This is a genomic window from Caballeronia sp. M23-90 (assembly GCF_053574605.1).
In genome coordinates this window covers 1-4,986 of record NZ_JBSIPA010000476.1, presented here as the reverse complement: position 1 = coordinate 4,986, position 4,986 = coordinate 1, and the positions used below count along the sequence as shown (strand labels likewise).

Genomic DNA, 4,986 nt, shown 5'->3' with positions numbered 1-4,986 from the left:
TGCCCCGTCCGGGCGCAACCGGCGCATATGCCGTTCTACGTCGCCACGCGCGGCCAGACCACCATCTATTTGCTTGGCACGCTGCACGTGGGTTATCCGGACGACTACCCGGCGAGCATGCCGTTTCGCGCGCCGATCCTCGGTGCGCTGGATGCATCGCCCACGCTGGCGCTCGAAATTTCCCCCGATGACCTGCTGGTATCGCAGGATGAAGTCAGCAAGTACGGCACGTGCCGGGTGCCTTGCCTGCAGCGCGCGCTGCCCGATGCGCTGTGGAAACGCCTGGAAGCGCGCTTGCGCAGCAACCCCGCCATGCTCGACGATATCAGCCGGTCGCGGCCCTGGCTTGCATCGATGCTGGTTGAGACAGTCGATACGATCAAGGCTGGATTCCAGACCGAATATGGTTCGGAGACGCAGTTGCAGAACGTGTACTTGCGGCCGCGCGGACGTGTGGTTGGGCTGGAGACGATCAGCGAACAGATATCGGCGTTCACGCGGCTGACGCAGGCGCAGCAGCGGGAGATGCTTGAGCAGGATCTGGTGCAGACGCCGGCTGAGAATATTGCCGATGTAAAGGAGTTGCATCGGTTATGGCGGATTGGCGATGCCGATGCGCTCAAGGCCTGGGACGATGCCAAGACCGAAAAGATCGCACGGTCGAAGGTGCTGGCCGCTCAAATCGATAACCGCGTGGTTTATGACCGGAATTATCGGTTTGTGGCGCGGACGGTTTTGTTGGCGGCGCCGAACAGGCCGATTTTTGTGGCTATCGGGGCGTTGCATTTGGGGGGGAAGCGGGGGGTGCTGGCGTTGCTTAGGAAGCGCGGGTTTGTGGTCGAACCGGCCTAGGGCGGGGCGTTTGCGCTTGATCGGGGGGCGGTGGTCGGGGTTGGTGCCGGGTTGTTGCTTTTTAGGCTACCGCGCGTTCCGTTCTAGCTGATTTCTTTAGCGCTATTAGCCACTGTCCGTGGCGGGACTTCATTTCACGGGTAATGCGCTGACGCTTGGTTGGTCTTTGGCAGCGGTCAGGATTGATGCTGGGTTGCTGCTGCTTAGGCCTTCGCGCGTTTCCTGTTTTCTAATTTCTTTAGCACTATTAGCCACTGTCCGTGGCGGGACTTCATTTCTTTGTCCAACGGCGACAAAGAAACGAAGCAAAGAAAACGCCTTCCAACCGCTAATTCTTAAGTGTCCCGAGCGTGCACTGACAACTGTTTGGTCCTTCAGAGAACGCTCGACGCCGCAATCAGGAACACTTGAACCCCTCCCCCTCCGTCAACAGATACCCACACGCTTCGCCACCAGTAACTGTGGCAGTCAATACGGAAACCTGGCCCAAGTGAACAACGGGTGGAGCACATGACGGCGCTACAGCATCCTGAACTTGCCGAGACTTTGCCGCCGGTGGTCCCAGGCTCGCGCGGGCAAAACGGAACCAGTACAGCCAACTCCTCCATTTGGGCGTCAGCGCGCGCAGCGCGGAAGCCTCATTAACGGATTCCGACACTGGTGGCGAAGCGTGTGGGTTGCGGTTGACGGAGGGGGAGGGTTTCCAAGTGTTCTTGATTGCGGCGTCGAGCGTTCTTGTGAAGTACCAAACAGTTGTCATTGCACGCTCGGGACACTTAAGAATTAGCGGTTGGGAGGCGTTTTCTTTGCTTCGTTTCTTTGTCGCCGTTGGACAAAGAAATGAAGTGCCGCCACGCACAGTGGCTAACAGTGCTAAAAAGATCAGCCAAAATAAAACGCGCGGTAGCCCAAAGAGCAACAACCCGGCACCAACCCCGCCCCGCCCGCCCCGCCCCCCCTCGCGCACCAATCAAATAAACATCAACCAATTCAACAAAAAGATATTCACAACCAACAACGACAAAGCCGTCGGCACCTGCACCTTGATCACCGCATTCTTGTCCGGCAATTCAAGCAACGCCGCAGGCACCATATTGAAGTTCGCGGCCATCGGCGTCATCAGCGTTCCGCAATAACCGCAGAACATCCCAATGGCGACCATCGTCGCGGGATTGCCGTGGAATACGCCAACCAGGATCGGCACGCCGACGCCCCCGGTCATCACCGGAAACGCCGCGAAGCCATTGCCCATGACCATCGTGAAGAGCGCCATCCCCACGCAATAAACCGCCACCGCGACCAGCCGATAATCCAGGTTCACGTAAGCCGTCGTCACGTGCGCCACGGCCTTGCCAACACCGGCATCCGAAAACACCAGCCCCAGCATGCCCAGCATTTGCGGCAGAACTGCTGCCCACGAAAGGGCATCGACGAGACGGCGGGTTTCCTTCATCGACTGGCCGACTGTGTCGCGCGTCATCACGCAAGCCACGCCCAGCGCGACGATACAACCCACGCCAAAACCAATCAGCGTGACGTTCTTCGGATCGAGCAGCGGCTTGCCACCGAACACCAGATGGCTCGCGGCGAGCGTCAGCACCACGGTCACCACCGGAATGGTCAGCGCCGGCACGAACAGCTTGTTGCCAAGACGGATTGCGGTCTTGCGGCGGGTTTCATCGGAGAGCATTTTGGGCTTTGCGGCCGTCACGCCACCGAAGCCGGCAATCAGCGCCATCGCCACGACCAGCACGCCGACGACATTCGCCGGCAACCAGTCGCCGATCAGGAAAATCAGCGCATAGACGAGCCAGAAGGTTCCAGCGGTGAGGCGTCGCGGATGGCTTTTATCGACGTAAATCATGCCCGCGACGATTACCAGCACCACGCCAAGCAAATAGAACAGATAGTTGATGGTGAGCGTCATGCCGTTTCTCCACGAACGTTCTTGGTTAGCGCGCCGAGTTCGCGAGTGAGTCGCCGATCAAGCAGCCAGAGCCGGAAGCCGTGGATCAGGAATGCGCAGATCGCGGTCGGGATACCCCACACGGCGACGTGCAGCGGCTCGACCACGATGCCCGCTTCGCGCAGGAACGTCGTCATCAGGACGATGGCGCCGAACGCCACGAAAATGTCCTCGCCGAAGAACAGTCCGACGTTGTCGGTTGCCGCGGAATACGCACGCAGCGTGTAGCGGGTTTTATCGGAGATCTTGCCGTAGCGGGCTTCAGCCGCGCCTTCGGCCATGGGCGCGAGGAGCGGTCTCACCATCTGCGGATGGCCGCCGAGGCCGGTCAAACCGACAGCCGCCGTCAGCTCGCGAATCAGCAGGTACACGATGAGGAGCCGCCCGACTGTCGCGGCCTTGATGCCCGAGATCCAGATCTGCGCGCGTTCACGCAAGCCGTGGCGTTCGAGCAAGCCAATCACTGCCAGTGGCAGCAAGATGATCAGCGGGATGTTGCGCGTCTTGAGAAATCCCGTGCCGATGGCAGTAAGAATTCGATCGATCGGAAAATGCGCCGCCAGCCCCGTGACGATGGCGGCGGCGGCCACGATCAGCATCGGGTTGAAGCGCAGGATAAATCCCACGATGATGACGACCACTCCAATTAGCGGCCATAGATTGACTGCGGTTCCCATTCAGATCTCCAAAGCTCGGGTAATTGACCTGCCGCCTTTGGACGGACCGCTTGCTTTGAGTGGTCTGTTCCATCGGCTCGACGAAAAGCAGCTCTATGGCCGCTTGCTAAAACGCCCCGTGTTGACCCGAGGCGTTGAATAAGTAAATCGAGAGGCGCTGGTTTCAGTTCATGCAGCAACGGCGTGCGCCGCCCGGACTTCGATGCCCGCCGTCTCCAGCGCGCCGCGAATCCGCTTGGCGAAAGCCAGTGCGTGCGCACCGTCGCCGTGAAGGCAGACTGTTTGCGCGTTGATCGGCACCCATTCGCCGCTGACCGCCTGCACGCGCCGTTCGGTTGCCATCGAAAGCGTGCGGGCGAGGACCGCTTCTTCGTCGTCGAGCAGCGCGCCCGGGTCCTTGCGCGGCACGAGCGATCCATCGGCCCGATACCCGCGATCCGCAAACACCTCTTCGATAGCCGCCATGTTCGCCTTGCGGGTGGCATCGACGAGATTGCTGTTTGCCAGGCCAAACACCAGCAGCGACGGATCGAAATCGTGAATGGCCGCAACGATCGCTTCGGCAATTTCAAGGTTCTTCGCGGCCTGGTTATACAGCGCGCCGTGCGGCTTCACGTGCGCGATCCTGCCGCCTTCCGCCTTGGCAATCGCGGCCAGGGCGCCGAGCTGGTACAACACGCCGGCATAGATGTCGGAGGCCGGAATATCCATTTCCTTGCGCCCGAAATTCTCGGGATCGTTGAAGCTCGGATGCGCGCCGATAGCCACGCCCTTCGCCACCGCCCAGCGCACGCAGTCGCGCATGGCCGTGGCGCCGCCCGCGTGCCAGCCGCACGCAACATTCGCCGAGCTCACCAGATCGAGCAGCGCTTCGTCGGAACCACAGCCTTCGCCGAGATCGGCATTCAGATCGATATCCATGGTCGTTCCTTTCACGTTGATTTACCGGTCGTGGCGTTCGGCGTGCATCGCGATCGCCGCTTCAACCTGTTTCACATACATGCGCTCTTCGGCGAGGGCGTGGCGCGCGGCCTCGACCGTCGTTTCGATAAAGCGCACACCGCCGTTCAACCGCGCTTGCGCGAGCTTCCACAAATCCGCCCGGATCACCGATCCGATCTTTGGATAACCGCCCGTGGTCTGGGCGTCACCCATGAGCACGATTGGCTGGCCGTTCGGCGGGACCTGGATCGTGCCGGGCAGCACCGCGTGCGAGAGCAGATCGGCCTTATCGGTACGTTCCAGCACCGTTCCCGCGAGCCGGAAACCCATGCGGTTGCTGTTCGGCGTGATAGTCCATTCTTCGTCCCAGAAATCGTGCTGCGCCGTCTTCGTGAATGTCTCGTATTCGGGACCGCGTAAAACCCGGACCGGGAGCGACCACGCGTTGCCCGCCGTATGTTTGCCGCGCCGGACCGGTTCTTCGACGTACACGAATTTGCACCAGGCGGGCGCTTTCACGCCGAATGCCACGCCCGTGGGCGAGAACGA

General features: G+C 60.7%; 4 protein-coding genes and 1 pseudogene. 1 reads left to right on the top strand and 4 read right to left on the bottom strand.

The features are described from left to right. Positions 1–852 (top strand): TraB/GumN family protein (locus ACRXB1_RS30345; RefSeq protein WP_449494146.1); only part of this gene is annotated, 852 nt, incomplete at its 5' end. A 970-nt stretch (positions 853–1,822) separates the two neighbouring features. Here the strand turns inward: ACRXB1_RS30345 and ACRXB1_RS30340 are convergent. The 4 genes and pseudogenes from ACRXB1_RS30340 to ACRXB1_RS30325 all read right to left on the bottom strand — a co-directional run. Next, a complete protein-coding gene (locus ACRXB1_RS30340) occupies positions 1,823–2,779 on the bottom strand; it encodes a DUF979 domain-containing protein (protein ID WP_062000603.1) in 957 nt (318 codons plus the stop codon). Beyond that, complete coding sequence (locus ACRXB1_RS30335; RefSeq protein ID WP_449494145.1) at positions 2,776–3,495, bottom strand: DUF969 domain-containing protein; 720 nt, start codon at positions 3,493–3,495, stop codon at positions 2,776–2,778. Before ACRXB1_RS30335 ends, ACRXB1_RS30340 begins: the two co-directional genes overlap by 4 nt. A 168-nt stretch (positions 3,496–3,663) precedes the next feature. After that, positions 3,664–4,416: a 5-oxoprolinase subunit PxpA gene (pxpA, locus tag ACRXB1_RS30330; RefSeq protein WP_449494144.1), complete on the bottom strand. Its 753-nt coding sequence runs from the start codon at positions 4,414–4,416 to the stop codon at positions 3,664–3,666. Positions 4,417–4,437: 21 nt separating this feature from the next. After that, positions 4,438–4,986, bottom strand: a pseudogene (locus tag ACRXB1_RS30325) (allophanate hydrolase); the annotation flags it as partial.

Coding starts and splice junctions, on each gene's coding strand:
- ACRXB1_RS30340 (WP_062000603.1), bottom strand. CDS start 2,779: ATGACGCTCACCATCAACTATCTGTTCTATTTGCTTGGCGTGGTGCTG.
- ACRXB1_RS30335 (WP_449494145.1), bottom strand. CDS start 3,495: ATGGGAACCGCAGTCAATCTATGGCCGCTAATTGGAGTGGTCGTCATC.
- pxpA (WP_449494144.1), bottom strand. CDS start 4,416: ATGGATATCGATCTGAATGCCGATCTCGGCGAAGGCTGTGGTTCCGAC.